At 68.2% G+C, this 22,972-nt stretch carries 16 protein-coding genes and 3 pseudogenes; 8 read left to right on the forward strand and 11 right to left on the reverse strand.

Translation table 11 applies throughout. The features are described from left to right. Window positions 1-296: pseudogene (locus tag AB0H36_RS40775) on the reverse strand (serine hydroxymethyltransferase); the annotation flags it as partial. Between the two features lie 72 nt (window positions 297-368). Between AB0H36_RS40775 and AB0H36_RS40780 the strand changes: the two are divergent. Next, window positions 369-1,061 (forward strand): GntR family transcriptional regulator, encoded by a 693-nt coding sequence (locus tag AB0H36_RS40780; RefSeq protein WP_360536155.1) that lies wholly within the window; start codon window positions 369-371, stop codon window positions 1,059-1,061. A 27-nt stretch (window positions 1,062-1,088) separates the two neighbouring features. On the opposite strand, the gene AB0H36_RS40785 is transcribed toward AB0H36_RS40780, so the two are convergent. From AB0H36_RS40785 to AB0H36_RS40810, 6 genes are all read right to left on the reverse strand, one after another. Beyond that, the gene (locus tag AB0H36_RS40785; protein WP_360536157.1) at window positions 1,089-1,970 is read right to left on the reverse strand and encodes a glycine betaine ABC transporter substrate-binding protein; all 882 of its coding nucleotides are present in this window, start codon (window positions 1,968-1,970) and stop codon (window positions 1,089-1,091) included. Between the two features lie 64 nt (window positions 1,971-2,034). Continuing rightward, window positions 2,035-2,958: an ABC transporter permease subunit gene (locus AB0H36_RS40790; RefSeq protein ID WP_360536159.1), complete on the reverse strand. Its 924-nt coding sequence runs from the start codon at window positions 2,956-2,958 to the stop codon at window positions 2,035-2,037. Further along, window positions 2,951-3,976, reverse strand: coding sequence for a betaine/proline/choline family ABC transporter ATP-binding protein (locus AB0H36_RS40795; RefSeq protein WP_360536161.1), 1,026 nt, complete (start codon window positions 3,974-3,976; stop codon window positions 2,951-2,953). Before AB0H36_RS40795 ends, AB0H36_RS40790 begins: the two co-directional genes overlap by 8 nt. A 269-nt stretch (window positions 3,977-4,245) precedes the next feature. Then, the gene (locus tag AB0H36_RS40800) at window positions 4,246-5,619 is read right to left on the reverse strand and encodes an MFS transporter (protein WP_360536163.1); all 1,374 of its coding nucleotides are present in this window, start codon (window positions 5,617-5,619) and stop codon (window positions 4,246-4,248) included. Window positions 5,620-5,731: 112 nt separating this feature from the next. Then, the gene (locus AB0H36_RS40805; RefSeq protein ID WP_360536165.1) at window positions 5,732-7,306 is read right to left on the reverse strand and encodes a helix-turn-helix domain-containing protein; all 1,575 of its coding nucleotides are present in this window, start codon (window positions 7,304-7,306) and stop codon (window positions 5,732-5,734) included. Between the two features lie 77 nt (window positions 7,307-7,383). Continuing rightward, window positions 7,384-8,082 carry a GntR family transcriptional regulator gene (locus tag AB0H36_RS40810; RefSeq protein ID WP_360536167.1) on the reverse strand — a complete coding sequence of 233 codons (699 nt, stop codon included), beginning with the start codon at window positions 8,080-8,082 and terminating at the stop codon, window positions 7,384-7,386. Between the two features lie 120 nt (window positions 8,083-8,202). Between AB0H36_RS40810 and AB0H36_RS40815 the strand changes: the two genes are divergently transcribed. The 4 genes from AB0H36_RS40815 (at window position 8,203) to hrpB (ending at window position 14,737) form a co-directional block, all read left to right on the forward strand. After that, window positions 8,203-9,624, forward strand: a complete 1,422-nt coding sequence (locus tag AB0H36_RS40815; RefSeq protein ID WP_360536169.1) for an NAD(P)/FAD-dependent oxidoreductase — start codon at window positions 8,203-8,205, stop codon at window positions 9,622-9,624. An 11-nt stretch (window positions 9,625-9,635) separates the two neighbouring features. After that, window positions 9,636-10,535: a 4-hydroxy-tetrahydrodipicolinate synthase gene (dapA, locus tag AB0H36_RS40820; RefSeq protein ID WP_360536171.1), complete on the forward strand. Its 900-nt coding sequence runs from the start codon at window positions 9,636-9,638 to the stop codon at window positions 10,533-10,535. 29 nt (window positions 10,536-10,564) lie between these two features. After that, complete coding sequence (locus AB0H36_RS40825; protein ID WP_360536173.1) at window positions 10,565-12,073, forward strand: aminobutyraldehyde dehydrogenase; 1,509 nt, start codon at window positions 10,565-10,567, stop codon at window positions 12,071-12,073. A gap of 135 nt (window positions 12,074-12,208) precedes the next feature. Further along, complete coding sequence (gene hrpB, locus AB0H36_RS40830; RefSeq protein WP_360536215.1) at window positions 12,209-14,737, forward strand: ATP-dependent helicase HrpB; 2,529 nt, start codon at window positions 12,209-12,211, stop codon at window positions 14,735-14,737. Between the two features lie 487 nt (window positions 14,738-15,224). Here the strand turns inward: hrpB and AB0H36_RS40835 are convergent, their stop codons facing one another. Next, window positions 15,225-15,440 carry a hypothetical protein gene (locus tag AB0H36_RS40835; RefSeq protein ID WP_360536175.1) on the reverse strand — a complete coding sequence of 72 codons (216 nt, stop codon included), beginning with the start codon at window positions 15,438-15,440 and terminating at the stop codon, window positions 15,225-15,227. A gap of 88 nt (window positions 15,441-15,528) precedes the next feature. Between AB0H36_RS40835 and AB0H36_RS40840 the strand changes: the two are divergent. Further along, a pseudogene (locus tag AB0H36_RS40840) lies at window positions 15,529-15,753 on the forward strand (RNase H family protein); the annotation flags it as partial. A 129-nt stretch (window positions 15,754-15,882) separates the two neighbouring features. On the opposite strand, the gene AB0H36_RS40845 reads toward AB0H36_RS40840, so the two are convergent. Beyond that, window positions 15,883-16,857: an alpha/beta fold hydrolase gene (locus AB0H36_RS40845; protein ID WP_360536217.1), complete on the reverse strand. Its 975-nt coding sequence runs from the start codon at window positions 16,855-16,857 to the stop codon at window positions 15,883-15,885. Between the two features lie 259 nt (window positions 16,858-17,116). Here AB0H36_RS40845 and AB0H36_RS40850 point away from each other — a divergent pair, with 259 nt between their 5' ends. Then, window positions 17,117-18,097: an LLM class flavin-dependent oxidoreductase gene (locus AB0H36_RS40850; protein ID WP_360536177.1), complete on the forward strand. Its 981-nt coding sequence runs from the start codon at window positions 17,117-17,119 to the stop codon at window positions 18,095-18,097. Between the two features lie 176 nt (window positions 18,098-18,273). Here the strand turns inward: AB0H36_RS40850 and AB0H36_RS40855 are convergent. Continuing rightward, window positions 18,274-18,942 (reverse strand): annotated as a pseudogene (locus AB0H36_RS40855) (hypothetical protein); the annotation flags it as partial. A gap of 568 nt (window positions 18,943-19,510) precedes the next feature. Here AB0H36_RS40855 and AB0H36_RS40860 point away from each other — a divergent pair. Beyond that, a complete protein-coding gene (locus tag AB0H36_RS40860; protein WP_360536179.1) occupies window positions 19,511-20,974 on the forward strand; it encodes a glycosyl hydrolase family 65 protein in 1,464 nt (487 codons plus the stop codon). A gap of 718 nt (window positions 20,975-21,692) precedes the next feature. On the opposite strand, the gene AB0H36_RS40865 is transcribed toward AB0H36_RS40860, so the two are convergent. After that, on the reverse strand, window positions 21,693-22,952 hold the full coding sequence (locus AB0H36_RS40865) for an acyl-CoA dehydrogenase family protein (RefSeq protein WP_360536181.1): 1,260 nt from the start codon (window positions 22,950-22,952) through the stop codon (window positions 21,693-21,695). Between the last annotated feature and the right edge of the window lie 20 nt (window positions 22,953-22,972).

Raw genomic sequence — 22,972 nt, forward strand, 5'->3', positions numbered from 1 at the left:
CCCGAGTGCGGCTGCACGTTCGCCGCCTCCGCGCCGAACAGCGCCTTGACCCGGTCGATCGCGAGCCGCTCGACCACGTCGACGTGCTCGCAGCCACCGTAGTACCGGCGCCCCGGATAACCCTCGGCGTACTTGTTCGTGAGGACGGAACCCTGGGCCTGCATGACCGCCCGCGGCGCGAAGTTCTCCGACGCGATCATCTCCAGCGTCGACTGCTGGCGGTGGAGCTCGGCGGTGATGGCGCGGTGGACCTCAGGGTCGAACGCCGCGAGGCCGAGGTCATGGGATGCGGTCACGATGAGGGCCTCCACCCTGGTGCACGATTGAAAACCAACTGATATATCAATTGTTCCGGTAACGTACGTCATATGTCGGAGCACGTCAACACTTCTCACGGTCTGGGCCGCGCCGTCCTGGCGGGGGACGCGGCCGAATCGCTGTCGGACCGCGCCTACCACGAGATCCGCGATCGCCTGGTGATGCTGGATATTCGTCCCGGCAGCCCGATCAACGAGGATCAGCTGGGCGCTGTGCTGGGCATCGGCCGCACTCCGGTCCGGGAGGCCCTGAAGCGGCTCGCCTACGAGCGACTGGTCGTCGCTTATCCGCGGCGCGGCACCTTCGCCACCGACGTCAACATCACCGATCTGGCCCACATCTCCGAGGTGCGTCAGCACCTGGAGCCGATCGCGGCTGCGGGAGCGGCGCGCCGGGCCACCGCACCCGAGCGTGCGTCGCTGCGCGAGTTGGCCGACACGCTTCAGTCGGACGCGACCTCGCGGATGGAGGCGCGCGACCTGATGCGATTGGACCTGCAGGCGCACCGCGCGCTGTACGCGGCGACACACAACCCGTACCTCGAGGACACCTTGGTCCGCTACGACAACCTGGCGAACCGGATCTGGTGCCTGTTCATCCAGCGCCTGCCGGGTATGGCCGGCCATATCAGTGAGCACGGCCCGCTCCTGGAAGCGGTCGTCGCCGGCGACGCGGACGGAGCGGCCGAGCTGGCCCGCAACCATGTCGTCCACTTCGAGCAGGAGGTCCGGGCCCTGCTCTGATCCGGCGACAACCACCTCCGCAGCAAGCTACTTCTTGGCGGTCCAGCCGTCCGCGACCGCCTGGTTCTTGGCGATCCAGTCCTGGACGGCGGTGTCTTCCTTACCTTGACCGGCGTTGGTGATGTCCAGCATGAGCGTGGAGAGCTGGTCCTCGGTCATGTGGAATCCCTTCCACTCGTCCACGACCGCCGAGTTCGCGGCGAAGTCCTTGCTCACGACAACCTTGTAGGTGTCGTTGCCCGGGTAGGCCTTCTTGTCGTCCTGGAGCATGGTGATCGGGTACCGTTCGAAGGCCCAGTGCGGTGTCCACAGCGTCACCGCGATGTTCTGTTTCTGCGCGATCGCCTTGTCCAGCGCGGCCAGCATGGCCGGTGTGCTGCCGTCGATGATCTTGTAGCCGGACAGGTCGTAGGTCTTGGTGGCGTCCTGGCTCGTCTGCCGCATCAGACCGGACCCGGCCTCGATGCCGACGATCTGCCCGCCGAACTGCGCGGACTTGCCCTGCAGGTCGCTGAGCTTCTTCAGGCCCGAGTAGTTCGGCACCGCGATGCCTTGCAGCAAGGTGTCGTACCACTGGCCGACAGTGGTGAAGTCCTTGCCGAACCGGTCCCAGTAGTCCTTGTGCGTGATCGGCACGCCACCGAAGAAGACGTCGAGCTGGCCGTTGGCGACGCCCTGGTACACGGTGGCGACCTCGAGTTGCTGCATCTCGACCTGGTAGCCCTGCTTCTCGAGCAGGTTCTTCCACAGGTAGCTGACGGCGATCACTTCGTCGAACGGCACGTAGCCGATCGTGACGGACTTGTCGTCGCCGCCACCGCCGTTCGAACTGACGGACTGGGTGTTACCGCTGCAGGCGGCAAGCAACAGGGCGACCGCGAGAGCGACCACGGCCGTCAACCGCGGCATGCGCCGCCTTCCGAGGTGGGACATGGGTGTTCCTTTCAGGGGAGTTGGTACGGCGACCGCTCGTTCAGGCGGGGGTCTTCGCGGGGGCGGCGACCGGTTCGGGGTCCGCGGCCGGCTCGGGCGCCGGCGCGGGAGTGCCGGCAGGGGCGCGGCGCGTTCGTCGGCGGCTGCGCTCCCGGGGGAACGCCCCGGTGACGCGGTCCAGGTACATGGCGAGGAAGACCACGGCCAGGCCGCCTTCGAAGCCGACCCCGATGTCGAGCCGGCTGATGCCGGTCACCACCACGGAGCCGAGGCCGCCGGCGCCGACGAGGCCGGCGATGACCACCATGGACAGGGACATCATGATGACCTGGTTGAGGCCGGCCATGATGGACGGGATCGCCAGCGGGAGCTGGACCTGCCGCAGGGTCTGGTTGGGTGTCGCGCCGAACGCGGCGGCCGCCTCCACCATTTCCTTGTCGACCTGCCGGATGCCGAGCTCGGTGAGCCGCACCGCCGGCGGGATGGCGAAGATGAACGTGGCGACGACGCCCGGGACGAGTCCGATCCCGAAGAAGAAGACCGCCGGGATCAGGTAGACGAACGCGGGCAGCGTCTGCATGAGGTCGAGCACGGGACGCAGGAAGTGATTGGCCGCGCGATTCCTGGCCGCCCAGATCCCGGCCGGGATCCCGACCCCGACCGCGAGGATCGAAGCCACGATGACCACCGCGAGGCTCTCCATCGCCTGTGTCCACAGCTGCATGCCCTGGATGAGAAGCATGCCGGCGATCGTGAAGACGGCGAGGCCGATGCCGCGGGCCCACAGTGCCAGAGCGGCCGCCGCCGCCGTGACGACGAGTGGGTGCGGCGCGGTGAGGGCCTGCAGGATGATGTCGACGCACCACAACATGACCGCGGAGATCGCGTCGAAGAAGGCCGCGAGGTTCTCGCGCATCCAGTCGACGACCTGCTCGGTGGCGTCTCCCACCGGGATGTCACGCATGGCGACCACCTGCCAAGGCCTGGACGAGGGTGGTGCTGGAGATCTCACCGACGAGGCGACCGGAGTCGTCCAGGACGCAGACCGGCGTACTGCCCTCGCCGATGAGTGGGAAGATGTCCATCAGCCGGGTGTCCTTGACCACGGTGGCGACGTTCGTCAGGTCCGTGCTCCCCGCCATGACCGCGGGCTCGCGCATGACTCGTTCGGCGGTGACGACGCGGGAGCGGTCGACGTCGGAGACGAAGTCGGCCACGTAGTCGTCGGCCGGGTTGGACAGGATGTCCGATCCGGTGCCGAGCTGGATCAGCTTGCCGTCGCGCATGACCATGATCCGCTCACCGAGGCGCATCGCCTCGTTGAGGTCGTGGGTCACGAACACGATCGTCTTCTTGAGCTGGCTCTGCAGGTCGAGCAGGAGGTCTTGCATGTCCCTGCGGATCAAGGGATCCAGCGCACTGAAGGGCTCGTCCATGAGCAGGATCTCGGCATCGGTGGCCAGCGCCCTGGCCAGCCCGACGCGCTGCCTCATACCGCCGGACAGCGCGGACGGCAGTTCGTCACCCCAGTCCTTCAGGCCGACCCGGTTCAGCGCCCAGTTCGCGCGCTCGACCCGCTCGGCCGTCGGCACGCCGCGGATCTGCAGGCCGTAGGCGACGTTCTCCAGCAGCGTGCGGTGCGGAAAGATCGCGAAGTGCTGGAAGACCATGTTGACGGTGTTGTTCCGGAGGCGGCGGAGCTCGCGGGGAGCGGCGGAGCTGATCTCGACACCATCCACGGTCACGGTCCCGGCGGTCGGCTCGACCAGCCGGTTGAGCATTCTGAGCAGCGTCGACTTACCTGATCCGGACAGGCCCATGATGACGAACAGTTCGCCGCGGGCCACTTCGAACGAGACCGAGTCGACCGCCGGCCGCCGCCCAGGGTCACGTGGCTTGGCTCGGCCCCAGGAGCGCTCCCGCTCGGCCTGATAGACCTTCGTCAGGTCCTGCACCTCGATCATCGTCGGTGGCGATGCCATCTCGTTCTCCCTGTCGTTCCCTCGGTACGGCGCACGCACTCGGGCGGTTGCTGCACGGTCCCGGCGGCGCGGGGCGGGCTCGCCGGCACTCGGCACATCACTGGAACGTCGTCGGACCTGTGATGCGGGTCTCAGGGCAAGACCATAGGATGTGATCACAGATCTCACAAGCGTTCACCGCGGTTTCTTTTAGATTGGTCCGTTGCAGCGCGGGCAGGCGTGCGAACGGCCCCGACCCCAGAGAGGGGCGGGGCCGTTGTGGCGCCCGGCTAGTGCGAGTACACCGCGGCTGTCTCGCTGAGGCTCTTGCCCTTCGTCTCCGGGGCCAGCCACTGGGACAACGCGGCGCCGAGGGCCGCGATGCCGGCTGCGATCAGCATGCTCGGGCCGATCCCGAGGGCTGACATCGACACCGGCAGCAGGAACGTGCCGAGGCCGGCGCCGATCCGGCTGACGGCGGCCGCGAAGCCGGTCCCGATCCCGCGGACCTCGGTCGGGAAGACCTCTCCCGGGTAGACGCTCGTCAGCGTGTTGTACATCGCGTTGAAGAACGAGAAGACCAGGAACAACGCGAGTACGACGAACGGCGGCGCGCCTGCCCAGAGGGCGATGACCGCGAGAAGAACAGTGCACAGCCACTGCGGTGGGACGGTGAGAGCCCGGCGGCCGACCTTGTCGATCAGCAGGACGGTGACGACGACGCCTGCCAGAGCGAGTGCGGAGAGGGCGACTCCGCCGGTGAGGTTCCCGCTGAGGCCGTACTTCTCGAGCACGCTGTCGGCGAAGGTGGCGATCGCGAAGTACGGCGTGACCGCGCAGAACCAGAAGCCCGAGGTGAACAGAGTCGCCCGCCAGTTCTGCGCGGAGAACAGGCTCATCAAACTCCCGTTGGCCGCCTGCTGGTGGGACTCTTCCCGCTTGACGTCGGCCACATCCGCCGAGCTCTCCATGTACCGGCCCGCGATGTCGAGAGCTTCCCGCCGGCGCCCCTTGTTCAGCAACCAGTGGGGCGACTCGGGCAGACCGAGCCGGGCGATGAACAGGATCACCGCGATCAACGTGCTCGATCCCAGGATGGGCCGCCAGCCCAGTTCGGTCGACGTGATCAGCACGTGGCCCACGATGAAGGCGACCATGAAGCCCGCGTACCAGGCGACCACGGTGGCGCCGAGCAGCCGGCCGCGGAGGCGGGCGGGGGCGAACTCCGACATCAGCGGCCAGCCGATGGAGTACTCACCGCCGATGGCAATGCCCATCAGCAACCGTACGACGAACAGCTGTACGGCGGAGTCGACGAAGAACTGTGCCGACGAGACGGCGAACTGGAGTGCCGAAGCGCAGACGAACAATCCCATGTCCACGAGGAACATCGGTTTGCGGCCCCATTTGTCGGTCGCCCAGCCGCCGAGCGGCGAACCGATGAAGATGCCGAACAGCGGGGCGGCGGCGATCAGGCCGACCCACATCGCCGACAGGTGCAGGTCGGCCTCCATCTCGCCGGCCACCGGACCGATCACGCCGAGGATGTACCCGTCGAGGAACATCCCACCGAGCAGGACGCCGGTCAGCCTTCGCATGAAGCGGCGCTTGAACGCCGCGTCGCTGTGGGGCGAACTTTCAGCTTTGTTGTCCAGAGATGCCATCGTTCACTCCCGTCGTCGGACTTGCCCGGCAGCGTGCAACCGGCACGGAAAGGGCGTCCAGAGTTCAGGAGAGCTCAGCGGTTCGAGTCAGAAGTTCGTGACCGGCGACCGATCACCGGATGGCCGACAGATGGGTGAGCATGAAGTGGGCGCAGTTGTCGATCTTGCTGCGCCAGGCCGCGACGGCGGCGTCCGGATCGCGATGGCGGATCTCGTCCAGGATCCGCCGGTCGTCGGCGAGGATCTCGCCGGTGGGGTAGCGGTAGCTCAACCCGAAGATGGTGATGAAGATGCGCAGCTGGAGGGTCAGGCGGATGAACATCCACCCCACCCGCGGCATGGCCGCCGCCTGTGCCAGCTCGTCCTGCAGGTCCAGGTCGATGGCGCCGGCCTCGAGGACGAGCTCGAGCTCGTCGCATCGGACCAGACCGGCGTAGTGGTCGTCGACACCCGGCGGCAGCGGATGGTCCACGGACGCGAGACGACGCGCGATCGCCGTGCCGAGCAGGCCGCGTGCCGTGTAGGTCTCGACCACGTCCCGGGGCGTGGGAACCGGGAGTCGGTACCGGCCACTGCGCTTGTCGATCAGCGCTTCCTCGGCCAATTGCGCAAGGGCATTCGAGGCGCGTCCGGACGAGACGGCCGACAGTTCGGCGATGCGCCGTACCGAGAGGACCTCACCGGCACGCAGTTCGCCTGTGCTCACTGCGGCGCAGATGCCGCGGACCACATGCGTCAGATCCCCGGCCGGGGGCTCGGTCTGGGCGGTGCCGGCGAGAGACGAGGCCTCGGGTGCGCGCGACCACGTGAACTGGCGGGCGCCCTCGCTGCGTGCGACACGAACGAGGCGCTGGATTTCCCGGAGCTCGTCGAGTTGCGTCGGATCGACTGCGTCAGCGACGCGATGCAGCAGGCCGAGCCAGTGCTCGCCGGTGAATGAGTACGCCGTGAAGTCGGGGTTGCCTGCCAGCCACAGGTGCGCTGACGCGGTGAGTTCCACGTCGACGAACAGTGTGATGGGCCGCACTGACGGGAGCCGTTCGGCTGCCCGCCTGAGTATGGCGATTGCGCGCTCACCGGCCCCCGCCCGCGCCGGTCCGTGACCGGCGATCCGCCCGGACAGAAGGGCGGCGCACAGGACGGTCTCCATGGCATCCAGCCGGACTCCCGGTGGGCGGCTGGGCGACGGCTCGCTCAGCGGATGAAACCCGAGGACGCAACCGGCCGGGTGGACGTCGAGATAGACGAGCGTCGACGGCGGCAGCACCTCGACCGGCGCCGGGTCGAGGCGAGGAAAGTAGCGGCGCCGGATCCGGCTCACGGTGGCTTGGCTGGTGCCTGTGGCTTCGGCAACGGCGCGAGTCGTCCATCGCTTGGCTCCTGCCGGCGGCGTGTCGAGTGCGCAGCCGAGGACGTCGAGGATCACGTCGTCAGCGGCCGGCGGGCGACCGCTGCGAGCGGCGTCGTCGAGGCCGTCGATGCCGCCGTCGCGATAGCGCTGCCACCATTTCGCCGCCGTCGCCCGGCTGACCGACGATCGGCGGGCAGCTTCGGCCAGGCCGAAATCGGCGCAGTCGACGACGAGTCCAGCCCGGGTCGCCAGACCTTGCGGCGTCGTCCGCGACCGGGCAGTGCGCAGCAGGGCCTCGCGTTCGTTCGAAGCGAGTTGCGAAACGGGCGCGACCACGATGCGACGATACTTTCTTTTGACTCAACCAGAGAGCAGTCGGCGACAGCTCGCATCCAGTGATGCGACCACAGTGATCAGACGACGCCGGCCTTGTCTTCCTCGTCCTGGGCGGCCAGGAGGGCTTTGATGCGCAGGGTCGCGTTGTCGAGGGAGGCGTCCGACACCGACCTCGCGGTCTCGGCGTCCTGCTTGCGCGCGGCGGCCACGAGGCGTTTCTGGTAGCGCCACAGCGAGTCCTCGCCTTCGGCGTACAGCGTGCCCTGCGCGCCGACGATCTTGTAGGCGCGGCAGTGTTGCCAGAGGGTCCGGATCATGTTGACCAGCACGGGATTGCCGGAGGCGGTGTAGAGGATCTCCAGCAGCGCCTCGTCGTGGTCGAGGATGTCGACCACGCGCCGTTCGGTGATCGCGGTGACCATCAGGTCGTACTCGGCCTGCATCCTGGCGCAGTCTTCGGCACTGATCTGCTCGGCGCCCAACCGCGCGGCTTCGCCCTCGAGCAGTCGGCGTACGCCGTACACGTGCACGAGCTCCTGGAGTGTCAGGCCCTTCACCACCGCACCCTTGTGGGGCTCACGCTGCGCCAGACCCGCCTCTTCGAGACGGCGGATCGCCTCGCGGACGGGCATCACGCTGGTGCCGACCTGCGCGGCGATGTCCCGGACCCGCAGGCGGGACCCAGCGGGGAGTTCGCCGGTGATGATCGCCTCGTGGAGAACGGCGTACACCTGGTCCGTCAGAAGGGTCGGCTCGAGCCGCTTCGAAAGGGTCACAGCCCAACGATAGACACCTCGGAGCCGCGGCGTCTCCGACTCTTGCGTGATCTGTGATCACAAACTACGGTGAGGTCCCAGCCGAGTCAGGCACGGGGAATCGCGTAGAAGGGCACCTCCATGAGAGATGTCGTGATCGTTGGAGGCGGAATCGCCGGTTTGGCCGCCGGGTGGCGCCTCCGGCACTGGGACACGGTGCTGCTCGAGGCCGGCCACCGCGTCGGTGGGCGGATCCGGTCCGAGCGCCGCGGCCAGTACTGGCTGAACTGGGGCGGACATGTGTACGCCGGCGGCAACTCGTCGACCGCCTGGTTGCTGGGAGACACCGGGATCGACTCGGTCGCGGTGCCCGGTTCGCTCACTGGTCTGGCCATGAACGGCAAGCTCCTGCTGAGCGGCCGCGTGGAGGCCTACCCGTTGCGGATCCCGATGTCGTGGCCCTCCCGGCTGTCGCTGTTGAGGGCCGGGGCCAAGGTCAGGCTCGCGGTCGCGAAGTACGCCAGGATCGTCGAGCTCCGCACCGGGGAGGACGAGGCCGCGCGGCAGCAGCGGGTCTACGACTTCATGAACGACCGCAGCTTCGCCGACTTCATCGGGGAACTCTCGCCGGACGCCGAGGCGCTGTTCAAGCCCACGGTCACCCGCTCTGCCGCGGACCTGCACGAGATCTCCGCCGGCGCCGGCGTCGGGTACTTCAGCCTGGTCTGGAACATCGGCGCCGGGCTGTCCCGCAGCATCCTCGGCGGGCCGTCGACGCTGACCGAAGGGATCGCCGCGGCGCTCGCGGACCGCGTTCAGCTCGGCGCGGCCGTCGACGAAGTGATCCAGAAGCGGCACTCCGTGCTCGTCCGCTACCGGCAGCACGGAGTCGAGCACGAGGTCGAGGCTCGCTGCGTCGTCCTCGCCACTCCGGCCACGGTGAGCCATCGCGTCGGGGTCGACCTGGATCGCGACGTCCGGGACGCGCTGTCGAAGGTCGTCTATGGGCCCTACGTGAGCGCGGCCTTCCTCACCGACGAGACCGAGCGCCGGGTCTGGGACGACGCCTACGCTATTGCGACCCCGAAGCGCTCGTTCAACGTGGCGCTCAACATGTCCAACATCGCCCGCGGTTATGAGGCCGAGCGGCGCCCCGGGAGCAGCATCATGACGTTCTCCCCGGCCGGCCTCGCGCGCGACCTTCTCGAGCTCGATGACGACGAGATCCGTAAGACCTACCTCGACGACCTGGATCAGGTGCTCCCCAACTTCGCCGACAACGTCGTCGAGGCCGAGGTGCAGCGGTGGCCGACCGGTGCGCCGTACTGCTTCCCGGGGCGAGGCAAGCTGCAGCCGGTGCTGACCCGCACGGGCGGCCGGGTATTCCTGGCCGGCGACTACCTGGGCACGCTCTACACCGAGACGGCCATTCACACAGGTCTCGCGGCAGCTCAGGACGCCCAGAGCCTGCTCGCCACGGACCGGCAGGGCACCCGCCATCCATCGCCCGTCGGCCCATCCGTAAGCCACGTGTCGACGACGTCGACCGCCGTACGACGCTAGGAGACATTGACATGACCGCACAGCTGAGCGGAGTCCTCTCGGCTCTCGTCACTCCGTTCACCTCGACCGGACAGATCGACGAGGACAACCTGCGCCGACTGGTCGACCGCAACATCCAGGCCGGGGTCCACGGCGTCGTCGCCTGTGGATCGACCGGCGAGTTCGCCGCGATGAGCGCGGCGGAGCGCCGCTTCGTGGTGGAAACCGTGATCGATCAGACAGCCGGCCGGGTCCCGGTCGTCGCCCAGACCGGAGCGGTCAGCACTGCTGAAGCCGTGGAACTGTCGCGGCACGCGGAGAAGGCCGGGGCCTCCGTCTTGATGGTGGTCACCCCGTACTACGAGCCGCTGACCCTCGACGAGACGCTGCGGTACCTGCGGACCGTCGCCGGCGCCGTCGACATCCCGATCATGCTGTACAACCTGCCCGTTGCCACCGGCATCAACCTGGACCCGGCGACCGTCGGCCGGCTGGCGCGGGAGGTCGACAACATCCAGTACATCAAGGACACCAGTGCCGATCTGGCGCAGGCAGGGCAGCTGATCCACAACCACGGAGACGTCGTCTCGACCTTCGTCGGATGGGACAGCCTGTTGCTGGCGGCCTTGAGCGAGGGTGCCGCGGGCGTCATGGCCGGAACCGCCAACGTGATGGCCGCCGAGCTGGTCTCCGTCCACCGCGCGCTGGCCGAGGGCGATCTCAACCGGGCCCGGTCCGAGTGGGCGCAGATCTACCCCTTGATGGACGCGATCATGAACGCGCCGTTCATTCCCGCCGTCAAGACAGCCCTCAACGCCCTCGGCTTCCCGGCGGGCAGCCCGCGCCCGCCGTTGCTCGACCTCGACCCCTCGACCGCGGCAACGATCACCTCGCTCACCGCGGCCCTCCGGCAGCCGGCCGCGGCCGTCTAGACCTCGACCACGGATGGATGCGATTCCCCATGACAATCAGCACTGACCGCGCCGCGACGGTACGACGTGCGCAGCAAGCCGGGACCTTGATCGAATCGAGCGACCTACCGCCGACCCAGCACTACATCGACGGCTCGTTCCGGATCAGCCTGGCCGGCGAGACGATCGCGGTGGTCGATCCGTCCACCGAGGAGGTCATCGCCGACACCCCGGACGGCAGCGCCGAGGACGTGGACCAGGCGGTGGCGGCCGCCGTCACTGCCCAGGTGGAATGGGTGCGACTTGTGCCCAAAGCCCGGTCCGAGGTCCTGCACCGGATCGCGGACCGACTGGCCGACAACGCTGATCTGCTGGTGCGGCTGGAGTCGGCCAACACGGGCAAGCCACTTGCGGTGTCGCAGGAGGACGTCGACGGCACCATCGACACCTTCCGCTTCATGGCCGGTGCGCTCCGCGCCACCACGACCATGGCGGCGGGGGACTACGCCGAGAACCATCTGTCGGTCATTCTGCGCGAGCCGCTCGGAGTGATCGGCGTGATCACGCCGTGGAACTACCCGCTGCTGATGGCCGCCTGGAAGATCGCACCGATCCTGGCAGCCGGGAACACCGTGGTCATCAAACCGTCCGAGCAGACCCCGCTGACGACACTGAAGTTCGCCGAACTGGTGGCCGACCTTCTGCCACCCGGTGTGCTGAATGTCGTCACCGGTCGCGGGCCCGTGGCCGGCGCTCGCCTGGCTGCCCACCCCGACATCGCCATGATCGCCCTCACCGGGTCGGTCCGGAGCGGCCAGGCAGTCGCTCGCAGCGCCGCCGACACCCTCAAGCGGGTGCACCTCGAACTCGGCGGGAAGGCGCCCGTCGTCATCTTCGAGGACGCCGACCTCAAGGCGGCGGCGGCCTCGCTGCGCGTGGCCGGCTACTGGAACTCCGGCCAAGAGTGTGGCGCGGCCTGCCGCGTGCTGGTGCACGCGTCGGTTGCGGACGAGTTCGTCAAGAACCTGGTCGCCGAAGTGGAGGGCCTGGTCGTGGGCGAGCCGGCGGCCGGTGACGACGTCGAAGTCGGGCCGCTGGTGTCCGACGCGCACTTCAACCGGGTCATGGGCTATCTCGACCGGGCCGCCGAGCGGGGGATCCGGGTCGCTATCGGAGGGACCGCGATCGACGGTTCCGGGTACTTCGTGGCGCCGACCGTGCTGGTCGACGTACCCGAGGGTGACGAGTGCACCCGGGAGGAGATCTTCGGTCCCGTCGTGACCGTCGAAACGTTCTCCGACGAGGACGAGGCAGTCCGCCGCGCGAACGACGTACCGCTGGGATTGTCAGCCTCCGTCTGGACCGAGAACGCCCGCCGCAGCCATGACGTCGCAGCACGACTCGATGCCGGCACGGTCTGGGTCAACTCGCACCTCGTGCTGGCCAACGAGGTGCCGTGGGGCGGATTCAAGGGCTCCGGCTACGGCCGCGACCTGTCCATCTACGCCCTCGACGACTTCTCCCGCACCAAACACGTCATGCACAACCACAGCCGCTAGGACCTCACTTCCGCGTCCCGATCCGGTCGGACATCCTCGCAACAACGTCGTACGCGTCGGTCATCCAAGCGATCCATTGGATGAGGCGTGGTGGCGGTCGGCTAGCGTCGGGGCGTGTTGCTGCCTGAATTGTCGGTGCTGGGGGCGGATCTGCCTGTACGGGCGGTTCTTCCTGCCACGGTCGATGCGGTGCGTTCGCGTGGTACTGCGGTGTTGGTTGCGCCGCCTGGATCGGGGAAGACCTCGCTGTTGCCTCTTGCGCTGGGCGACGCGCTCGGGGGCACGATCATCGTCGCCGAGCCGCGAAGGATGGCAACCCGGGCGGCTGCGACCCGGCTGGCGATGCTGGTCGGCGAACCGCTCGGGCAGCGGATCGGCTACGCGATGCGCGGTGAACGCAGCGGCGGCAGAGGAGTCCGTGTCGAGGTGGTGACGACAGGGCTCCTTGTTCGGCGTCTGCAGCAGAACCCGGAGTTGCCGGATGTCGCCGCGATTGTGATCGACGAGTGCCACGAGCGGCACCTCGATGCCGATCTGCTGCTCGCGTTCTGCATCGACATCCGGGCGAATCTCCGGGAAGACCTGGCGATCGTTGCGACCTCGGCCACGGCGGACACGACCAGGTTGAGTCGCGCATTGGGCTTGGAGGTGCCGGCGCCCGTGATCACGGCGTCTGCTGCGCTGTTCGACGTGGCGATCGAGTGGGCCCCACCACCGGTCCCCGTGCCACTGCTTCCCGGTGGGCGGGTCGACCCGCGCCTACTGGATCACGTCGCGGCCGTCGTCCGGCGTGCACTGACCGAGAACGACGGCGACATTCTCGTGTTCGTCCCGGGGGAAGCCGAGATCAACGGTGTGACTCGCCGGTTGGCCGGTCACAATGTCCTGCCGTTGTTCGGTCGCCAATCAAGGGCTGAACAGGACCGCGCGTTGAGGCCGGCCGCCGCTCGTCGGATCGTGGTCACGACGTCGGTCGCGGAGAGTTCGCTGACTGTGCCCGGGGTGAGGGTCGTGGTCGACTCGGGTCTTGCCCGGGAGCCGCGGACCGATCAATCCCGTGGCCTCGGTGCGTTGGTCACTTGCCGGGTTTCGAGATCGTCGGCCGACCAGCGAGCCGGTCGCGCCGGGCGGGAGGCGCCCGGCCGGGTCTATCGGTGCTGGTCTGCCACCGACCACTCGCATCTCGACGATCACGCGGCGCCGGAGATCGCGATCGCCGATCTGGCGGCCTTCGCCCTCGACCTCGCGGCGTGGGGTGCGCCCGCTGGTGACGGTCTGACCTTGCTCGAGGCGCCGCCGGTGGTGGCGATGACCGCGGCCACCGAATTGCTGCGCCGTCTCGATGCCCTTGACGACGGCGGCCGGATCACCGAGCGGGGACGGCGGATGGCGGCGATCGGGGCGCATCCTCGGTTGGCTCGCGCGTTGCTGGACGGGACGCCGCGGGTCGGCGCCGACCGGGCACGCGAGGTCGTCGCGATGCTCTCGGACGACTCCGGCCGCGATATCGGCGATGATCTACCGGCCCGCTGGCGAGCCCTCCGCCGTGGCGAGGACCGCGGCGCCACGGCCCGCTGGCGAGAAGAAACAAAGCGTCTCGGCCGAGGCATGACCGGCGACCCGTTGGGTGGAGACGGAGTGCGGCCGGCGGTCGATGGGCGGGCTGGTCGGGGGACGCGCGCAGTCCCGGATGATCTTGCGGTGGGCGTTGTGGTGGGGCTGGCGTATCCGGATCGGATTGCGCGGGTCCGGGGGATCGACTCGGCGACGTACCAGATGTCTTGTGGTACAGGTGCTGCGCTGGATCCGCAATCGCCGTTGCGGACCACGACCTGGCTGGCGATCGCGGTCGCTGACCGGGCACCCGGTCGCGCCGACGCCAGGATCCGTTCCGCGGCGCCGATCGATGAGCAGACCGCGCGAGACATCGCAGGCGACCTCGTGTCGACCACCGACGAGATCCGCTGGGACGACGGCCGGATCGTGACGCGGCGCGTCGAAGCACTCGGCGCGATCGTGCTCAACGATGTCCCGCTGGCAAAGCCCGACCGGCTGCTCGTCCAAGCGGCCGTCCGCGACGGTATCCGGCACAGCGGTCTGTCCGTACTGCGCTGGTCGGAGGCCGCACTCGCCTTGCGGGAGCGGCTCGCCTTCTGCCACGCCCACCTCGGAGCCCCATGGCCCGTGGTCGACGACGACGCACTGCTGGCAGGTCTCGACGAATGGCTGGGCACCGAGCTCGCCTCGGTGCGAGGCTCGCGCGACCTTGCCCGAATCGACGTGGCTTCGGCACTCCGGCGACTACTGCCATGGCCCGCAGCAACCCGGTTCAGCGAACTCGCACCGGAACGGCTCCAGGTCCCATCGGGCTCCGAGGTGCGACTCGCGTACGACGGTGTCGAGCCGCCGGTCCTCGCTGTGAAGCTGCAGGAGGTGTTCGGCTGGACTGCCACTCCGGCCGTCGCGGACGGTCGGGTCCCAGTCGTTCTGCACCTACTGTCGCCCGCCCGGCGCCCGGTCGCGATCACGAGCGACCTCGCCTCTTTCTGGAAGCAGGGCTATCCCCAGGTCCGAGCCGACCTGCGAGCCCGCTACCCCCGCCATCCGTGGCCGGAAGATCCACTCACTGCCATCCCGACCAAGCGAGTAAAGCCACGCCGGTGAACCGAGCTGCCCTGGGCAGTGTTCATGTACTGTCTGCGCCGTTACGGGACTCGACAATTGTGGACCAAGGCATCAACGTCGACGAAGTTCCGAAGGGGTACCGCCTCCGGAGCGTGGGTGGTAGCGGGTCGGGATTGGTCCAGTTTCGCCTCAGATCCCAGCGCAAACCGGGCGCGGGCTGATCGCCTCGCCGGTGCCGGCCAGCTGGCCGAAGTCGTTGACGAGCAACGGTTTCCGCTCGTCGCCCAGGCCGGTCCTGACTTGGTCGAAGCCCAGACCGAAGCCGGGTTCTCAGGGAAGAAGTGCTGTGGGACACAAGACGAGCGCGCGCCGGGGTGACCAGAGCCGTCTGGACGCCCTACGGGCGGCGAAGTACTCACTACCGCCGAAGCCGACAGATTGACTGCGAGGGCGACGACCCACTGCGGGGAGGGCCTGCGCTGTCGGCGGCGTTGCTGCAGGTACATCTGGCTTCGAGGCTCCCTCGCTAAGGCTGCAGCGCGTGGGTTTGGAGCCCGGGTCCCACACCGGCAGCCTGTACCGCCACGGCCAGCCCCGTGGACGCGTTGGCCGCCAACGACGTCGCGCGTCGATTGCCGATTGCCAGACGTGATCGGTGCTCGCTTCCCTCGGCCATGCGAGACATGCCGCGATCCATCGGCAGGCCGGCGATCACCGTGCCGGACGTCAGGCCGTTGCCCATGCCGAAGACGCCCTGGTCAGGCTGGGCCTGGGCGGCGTCGACGACCGAGTACGCCTCCGGTCATGAGGCTGTCTCGACGAACCAGCGGATGGAGATCCGCGCTGCGCTCGAAGCCGTCCGGGCGAACGACGGTCCGCTGCTGGTCGTGTCCGACTCGACGTACGTCGTCAACTGCTTCCGCGACCGGTGGTACGAAGGGTGGCTCGACCGCGGCTGGCTCACTTCGGCAAAGAAGGCGGTCGCCAACAGAGACCTGTGGGAGCCGCTCGCGGCGCTGGTGACCGAGCGCGGCGATGTCGCCTTCCACTGGGTGAAGGGCCACTCCGGCAACCGGATGAACGACTTCGTAGACCAATTGGCCGTCGCCGCCTGCGACCCCGCCACTGATCTCTGGTCGGCCAATCGATCCCAGTCGGCTCCCGCGCGCAACGGCTCGAGTCGATCAGGAATTCGTGGCCACCCACCAGGCGGCGATCTGGGCTCGCGAGCGGACTCCGAGCCGGATGCGGATGCGTTCGATGTGTCCTTCGGCGGACCGTTCGTCGATGCCGAGTTGTTCGCCGATCTCGCGGTTGGTGAGCCCTTGCGTGACCAGGGCTGCGACCTGTCCCTGGCGGGCGGTTAGGTGCGGAGCAGTTGCGCCGCGCAGCGCGGGGAGGCCGAGGAAGTCTCGGATCACGGTGAGGAGGGCGTCGGCGTCGCCGATGTAGGGCAGATGCGAGCGTCCAGGCAGGATGCGAAGCGTCGCCGCTGGGATCCCGGCAGCGATCAGCCGGGCCTGGTCGAGCGGGGCGGCGCGGTCGTGTTCTCGGTGCACGACGAGCGTGGGGGCACGCACGTTCGCCAGGCTGCCGGTAACGTCGATGCGGTAGCAAAGTGTCAACAGGTCCGCGGCGGTTGCGGCCGAGGACGCTTGCCGTTGGTAGGCGGCGAGCGCCGACCGGGTGCCGGTCGACGCCTCCGGCGCGAAGATGTCGGTCAGCACATCGGCGCCTAGTCCCCAGTGGCTGCGCACCAGGCCGACGACGTGCTCGCGTACCGGCACGGGACCGATGTCCACGCCGCGCGCCCACCCGCCGTACAGCACGAGGCGGTCGACCTCGGTGGGGTGTCGCGCTGCCCACTCGATCGCGATCGGTACGCCGAGTGAGCTGCCCATCACCTCGTACCTGTCCACGCCGGACGCGGCGACGACTGCGTCAAGGCTGTCCAGCTCCGATTCGAGGGAAGCGCCCGCGGGCGCGGCGCGATCGGACAGCCCGCACCCGGGCCGGTCGTAGCGGAGCACGGTCCGTCCCCGGGCGAGTCCCTCGAACAGGTAGCGCTCGGCCGGCAGCGCCCAGCTGAGCTCGAGGTGGCTGAGCCAACCGCCGATGAACAGCAGTGGAGGCCCGGCTCCGGCGGCCGCATACGCCACTGTCGTTCCATTCGGCAGGCAGGTCGAATCCAGCCGTTGTTCCAATTGGCTCCTCCCTTCGCCAGATGTCCTGCATACAGCCTCTTGCAAGTCACTTCCTGACACCAGCACGAGGCCGGCTGCGGTGGGTCGAGATTGGGGTAGTTCCACGCCTGACGCACCTCCGCCGAACCGATGAGGATGGTGGGGTGCCGTGCCACGCACGGTCGACAACCGCGGCCCCGCATCCGGGCGGGGCCGACACGAAGGGGGACCAAAGATGACGGGTACGGTGGGCGTCGCGTTCACTCCGTTCGAGGACCGGTTCGAGGTGATTGAACGGGCGGCGGTGCTGGCCGAGGAACGGGGGCTTGAGTCGGTCGGGGTCGCCGAGGCGATGACGCTGGACGCGCCGATCGTGCTCGCCCGGCTTGCCGAGCGCACCGAGCGGATCGGTTTGGTGACTGGCGTGCTGTCGGTGTGGGGTCGCACCCCGGCCACGCTCGCACTCACCGCCGCCGAGCTGCAGCGCTCTTCCGGGGGCCGGTTCGTCCTCGGCCTGGGCGCCAGCACCGCGCCGATCACCGAGGGCTTCCATGGGCAGCCGTGGCAGGCGCCGCTGCGGAAGCTGCGCGACAGCCTTGTAGCGGTCCGTACGCTGCTCGGCGGTGGGCGGCTCCCAGCGCTGCAAGACGGTGTCCGGCCGCTGCGGCTGGGCTGCCCGCCGGCGGTACCGGTGCCGATCGCGCTGGCCGCGATCACCACACCTAGCATCCGATTGGCCGGCGCCCTGGCAGAGCAGTGGCTGCCGTTCCTGCTTCCACCCGCGGCCCTTGATGCTGGTCGCGAACTCATGGCCGAGGCCGCGGCCAGTTCGGGTCGCACCGACGCCGCCACTGTCACCGCCTCCGTCCCGCTCGCCCTCGCCCCGGATCGCGATGGTGCGGCGCGCATCGCCGCGCGCTGGCTGGTCACCTACGCCACCCGGATGGGGCCGCTGTACCCGAAGATGCTGCGCGAGCACGGTTACCAGCACGAGCTCGACGCCCTCCTGGACTCCAACCCCGACCCGCGCGACGCCTACCTACCGGCCGCGGCCGAGCGGCTGGCACACGACGTGCTGTTCTTTGGTACCTACGACGAGGCACCCGAGCTCACGCGGGCCTGGCTCAAACACTCCGACGATCTTGCCCTCGTCGCCCCCTTCGGCCTCCCCGGCGAGCAAATCTCCGACACAGTCGAGGCAATCAGCCGCCCGTAAGAGACCCTGGATGTGTGCCGAGGGTAACGACTACTGTGCTGAGCTGGGGCTTTGCGCTGGTTCGCATTGAAGCGATAACCCGCCATCACGCTGTCACCGGCCGCGACACCCGGCTTGGTCAGGTGAGGTCGCCGCGCTGCGCGGACTCCCGGCATCAGCTCGGCGACGAACGCCCGATCGCCGCGCCACAGGGCGAAGTCGTGCACAATCGCGACCCACCACAGCGTGAACGGTGGGATAGGCGACGCCTGGCGGGATGGCATCCGGGACGCGACCAGCCCGGTGGCTTCCTGGCTGCGAGCGAAAGCGCGCAGAGCCTGCCGGGCGAGAGCGTCGTCGCCAGTGGTGGCGTACGCGACCAGGCACTGCAGGCGGGTGTCGCCAGCGCATTGACGCTGCTCGTAGTAGGGGCAGTCCATGGTCGTCTTGTGGCTGCACGCCTGCAGCGTCCGGAACGGTTCGGCCGCTGTGGTGAGGAGAACCTCGACGTAGCGGCCGGACTGCCACCACAGTGTGCTGTGCTGCTCTTCACCGCCGCCAGCGATGAAGAGGTCGCCGATGCCATCTTCCTCGAGCCCCGGGCGGCCGAACAGCTTGCCTGCGACAACGTCGCGATGTCCCTTACCTGCTTCGGGGTCCGTCTCGTACAGCGACTCCTGCCAATGCACCCGTACTTCGGCATCGCGTCCCCCTTCGAGGTCGAGGACGGGGTACGCGCAGACGTACTGGTCGAGGTCGATCAACACCCGTCGGCAGGTCCCAGCCGGCAGCACCAACGCAGTACCGCCGAGCAACCTCTGCCACTTGCCGGCCTCACCGTCCAGGTGGTCCGCCGGATGCACCACGCGGTGACGCGTCGGCTCGCCTGCCGGATGGTCCGCGACGTGGCGGACCCGCGCACCCGCTGCCCATCGCTGCCCGGGGGCAGGCAAGCGAGCCGGTACGAGCAACCGCAGCCCTTCGCTCGGACGAGCACTGTCGCGCCCACGCCCGAGATCGCCGGCCGCGGCGGCCGGCCAGTCGAGGCGGTCCGCGCCGGTCTGCCAACCCCAGGAGATCGTACGGCCGTCATAGACGTGCCTGGCCCCACAGCCACACCCATCGCCTTTTCACGCGGGCGGCAAGCCAGTGCCCGCCGGCCGGCAACCGCAGGCGGTAGCTCTCGAAGGACCGTGGCCGACCTCTCCCCGCGACGGGCCGCGGCCGACGAGATCGCCGTCGAGCCACAGCTCGTACCTCTCGTCGGTCCTTTCCGGTGTCGGCCATAGGCAACATCCGCTGCGAGGGCTGGAACGACTTGCGGCGCGAAAGGCACTGGACGCCGGCTGGGATCCGGTCGATGTCGAGGTCCATCCCTTGGGGACAGTGTGTACAAGTTGGTGCCTTGGTCGGCGGGTCTGATGGAATGAGCTGATGACCACGACAGACTCGCGGCCGGCGCTGCGGTTCGAGGATCCGGAGAGCCAGGCGCTGTACGGGGCGACATACGAGGCGGCGCTCGAGAACCTGCTGGGAACCAACACCGTTCCGTTCGGCGAGATTCACGCCAGGAGCGGGCTGATGAATCCAGCGGTCGGCATGGTCCGCGCTGGTGGTGGTTACGAGCAGCCCTGGACCCGGGACGCGACGATCAACAGCTGGAACGCCACCAGTCTGCTGGCGCCGGCCTTGGCCGCGAACACGCTGTGGGCGGTGGTCGAGAAGGATGCCGGAGGCAAGCTCAGGCTGCAGCAGGACAGCCAGCAGTGGGATCAGGTGGTGTGGACCGTCGGCGCTTGGCACCACTATCTGGTGACCGGCGACCGGGACTTCCTGCAGAGTGCGTTCGACGTCGTCACAAACACCCTCGCCCTCCGCGAGCAAGCCGCGGTCTTCGGCCCCGATGCGCACTACGGCCTGTTCACCGGCCCGTCGTTCTTCAACGACGGCGTGTCCGGATTCCCGGCGCCGACGGCGTACGGGGGCGAGTCGCGGGGGAGCGAGAGTACGTCGTACCCGGATATCGTTTCGGCCATGTACCTCAGCACCAACGCGCTGTACTACGCGGCCTACACCTGCGCGACCTCGATGGCAGACACACTCGGCCGGCCGGCCGACGGCCACCGCGCCAAGGCGGCGGCGATCAAGCAGGCCATCAACCAACACTTCTGGAATCCACGGACCGGAAGCTACGACTACGAGCTCACGGCCGACGGGACTCCGGGCGCGTACCAGGAAGGTACGGGGCTGGCGTTCACCCTGATCTTCGGAATCGCCGACGCCGCGCAAGCCAGTTCCCTGATCTCGAATGCGCAGCGGATGACGTGGGGGATGCCCGACACGTATCCGCACTGGGACAGGTACTCCAACGCCGAGCCTGGACGGCACAACGCGATCGTCTGGCCGCTGGTGCAAGGACTCTGGGCGAAGGGCCTGGCCAAGCACGGCGATGTAGAGGGGTTCGCGACGGAGACCTGGCTGCTCGCGAAACTGGTCCGGAACAGCGGCGGGTTCTGGGAGATCTACGACGGGAACACCGGGGCCGTCGAAGGCGGCTACCAGGGTGCGACGGGCGTCCTGAAACGTGGCTGGGACTCGCAGCCCGACCAGACCTGGTCGGCGACAGCATTTATCGACATGATGCACACCGGGCTGTTCGGGATGACGTTCGACGACCGCGGCCTCACCTTGGCGCCGTCGCTCCCGCCTGGCTGGGGCGATGTCACGCTGAGCGGCTTGCGGTATCGCGACGCCGGCCTGACGGTGACACTTCGCGGTGAGGGCAACGTCATCCGCTCGTTCGAGCTTGACGGCAGACCGGGCACGGAATTCGTCGTACCGGCCTCCCTGAACGGAGACCACACAATCGCGATCATGCTGGACCCGTCACGCAGCTAGCGCGCCCCGACCTCAGCCGATCGTCCTACGTCCCCGCACAAGGCCGCTCAGTGTCCGCGCTGGCCACAGCCGGCGCCGCGGTCGGCGGCTCCCTGATCTGCGTAGCTGGGCTGAGCGGATGATCGCGCGGATGTGCCGAGGCTTCGTGCCCACCGAGAAGGCGAAGTACTACCCCGACGACGACTATCTCCTCGAGCGCGCCTCGACAGTCAAAACACTTCGAGGTCGCCCCGCCTGCTCCCTGACACCTAGGCGAGCGAGGGCGGACGCGAGCAGGTGCGGATCGCCGTCGATGGCAGTGGCCAGTTGGCCAGGGAGCGTTTCCCTCGGTGCCGTAGACCTCGATGTGCGGCAGGTGCCCGTCCCACGTCGAAGCTGAACTGCGCGGTCGCACACTCCGGGCCTCTCAATCGTCCCGTTCACGCGTGCCGCGGGTCGGCTGGTGCGGCGGTAGCCGGCAAGCATGCGTACCGGGCGACAGCCTGGGGCGTGGGTGGGAGCAGACGTAGCGGGTGCGTTGAGAAGCGGAGCGACGAAGGAAGTGACTGCGAGAGTGCGCTCTACAGAAGATGGTGTCCGAGGAGGGACACGCACCTTAACCACACGCCTCAAGCTCAACGCCTAGTGGTACGGCGGACTATGTCGGCAATCCGTCGCCGAGCGGGCGGCGCGACGTGCGGGGTTGCTTGTGCCCACCTCCGCCGATCGCGACTGTGCGTCACCTCACGTCGCTTCGCCGTCGAGCCAGGACTCTCTCCGAGTCGAGGGTCCCGATGTTGGAAAGCATGAGTGGGTTGGTGCCGAACCCGTGCTGCAAAGTCAGTGCGTCCCGGATGAGCTTCTCCGTTCCCCAGCCGGCCATCATCCCGCGGCCACCCAACAGTTCCATCGCAGCCCGGGCGACTCGGACGACCATCTCGCTCGCCGAGACGTTGGCAGCCCAGGCCGCAGCGGGATCGAGTTCCTGGGGCCCGACCTTGTCGAGGGCGCGGGCAACGCAGTACGCATGGCTGAAAGCGGCGTCCAGTTCGACGCGCATCGAGCCGAGTTGGTGAGCTACAAGCTGATGCTGGTAGATCAGGCTCCCGCCTTGAACCCGGCTGGTGCACCAGTCGAGCGCCACTTCGTACGCTGCGCGGGCGACACCGATCGACATGAACGCGTTGACCAGGTTGGAGCCCGTGTTCGCGCCCGTGCGGGTCGAGCTCAGTCCTCGACCGACCTCGCTCACCGCATAGTCGAGTGGGACCCGGCAGTTGTCGAAATGTACGTCGGTCTGGATCGATGAGCGCTGGCCGAGCTTTCGGTACGGCGGTCCGAAGCTGATGCCGTCGGTGTCGCCGGGGACGGCGATGAGTGTGACCCCCGACTCGGCTGGAACGCCGGGGTCCGTCCGGGCTCCGACGAAGTAGATGCCGGCCATCGTGGCGTTGGTGATCATCACCTTCTCGCCGTTGAGGACCCAATGGTCCCCGTCGCGTCTGGCCTCCAACTGGACTCCAAGCTCGGGATTCGAGCTGAGTAGATGGTTGTCGCTGCCGACGTTCGCTTCAGTGATCGCGCTCGCGCCGAGGTACCACGGATCCTGCCTGAGCTGCTTGGTTACGTCCCGGCGGAGAGCCGGTGGAAGACGCCGTACCAGCTGTGAGAATCGCCAATTGTGCTTGAAGTAGTAGGCGATTCCGAGGTCACCGCGGGCCAGCTCCTCGACGACCAGGCCGAGCAGGACGGCGCTTGCCCCACGACCGCCGTCCTCCGAGGCGAACGCCAAGGACTTCAGCCCCAGATCGATCCCCGGCTTGACCACTGAGATCGGGAAGCTGTCGCGGTCGATCACCGCGTCCAGTTCGTCGCGTGCCGGTACGACCGTCTCGTCCACGTAGCTCCGCACAGCGTCAAGGAGGAGCCGATCGCGGTCGTCGAGGCTCTCTACGGCATCGTCTGCCGGCAGACTGTTCCATCGCAGGGCGTTCGTCATGTTGTCCTATCTCTCAGTCT

The sequence above is a fragment of the Kribbella sp. NPDC050820 genome (assembly GCF_040653975.1).
In the GTDB taxonomy this organism is placed as follows: domain Bacteria; phylum Actinomycetota; class Actinomycetes; order Propionibacteriales; family Kribbellaceae; genus Kribbella.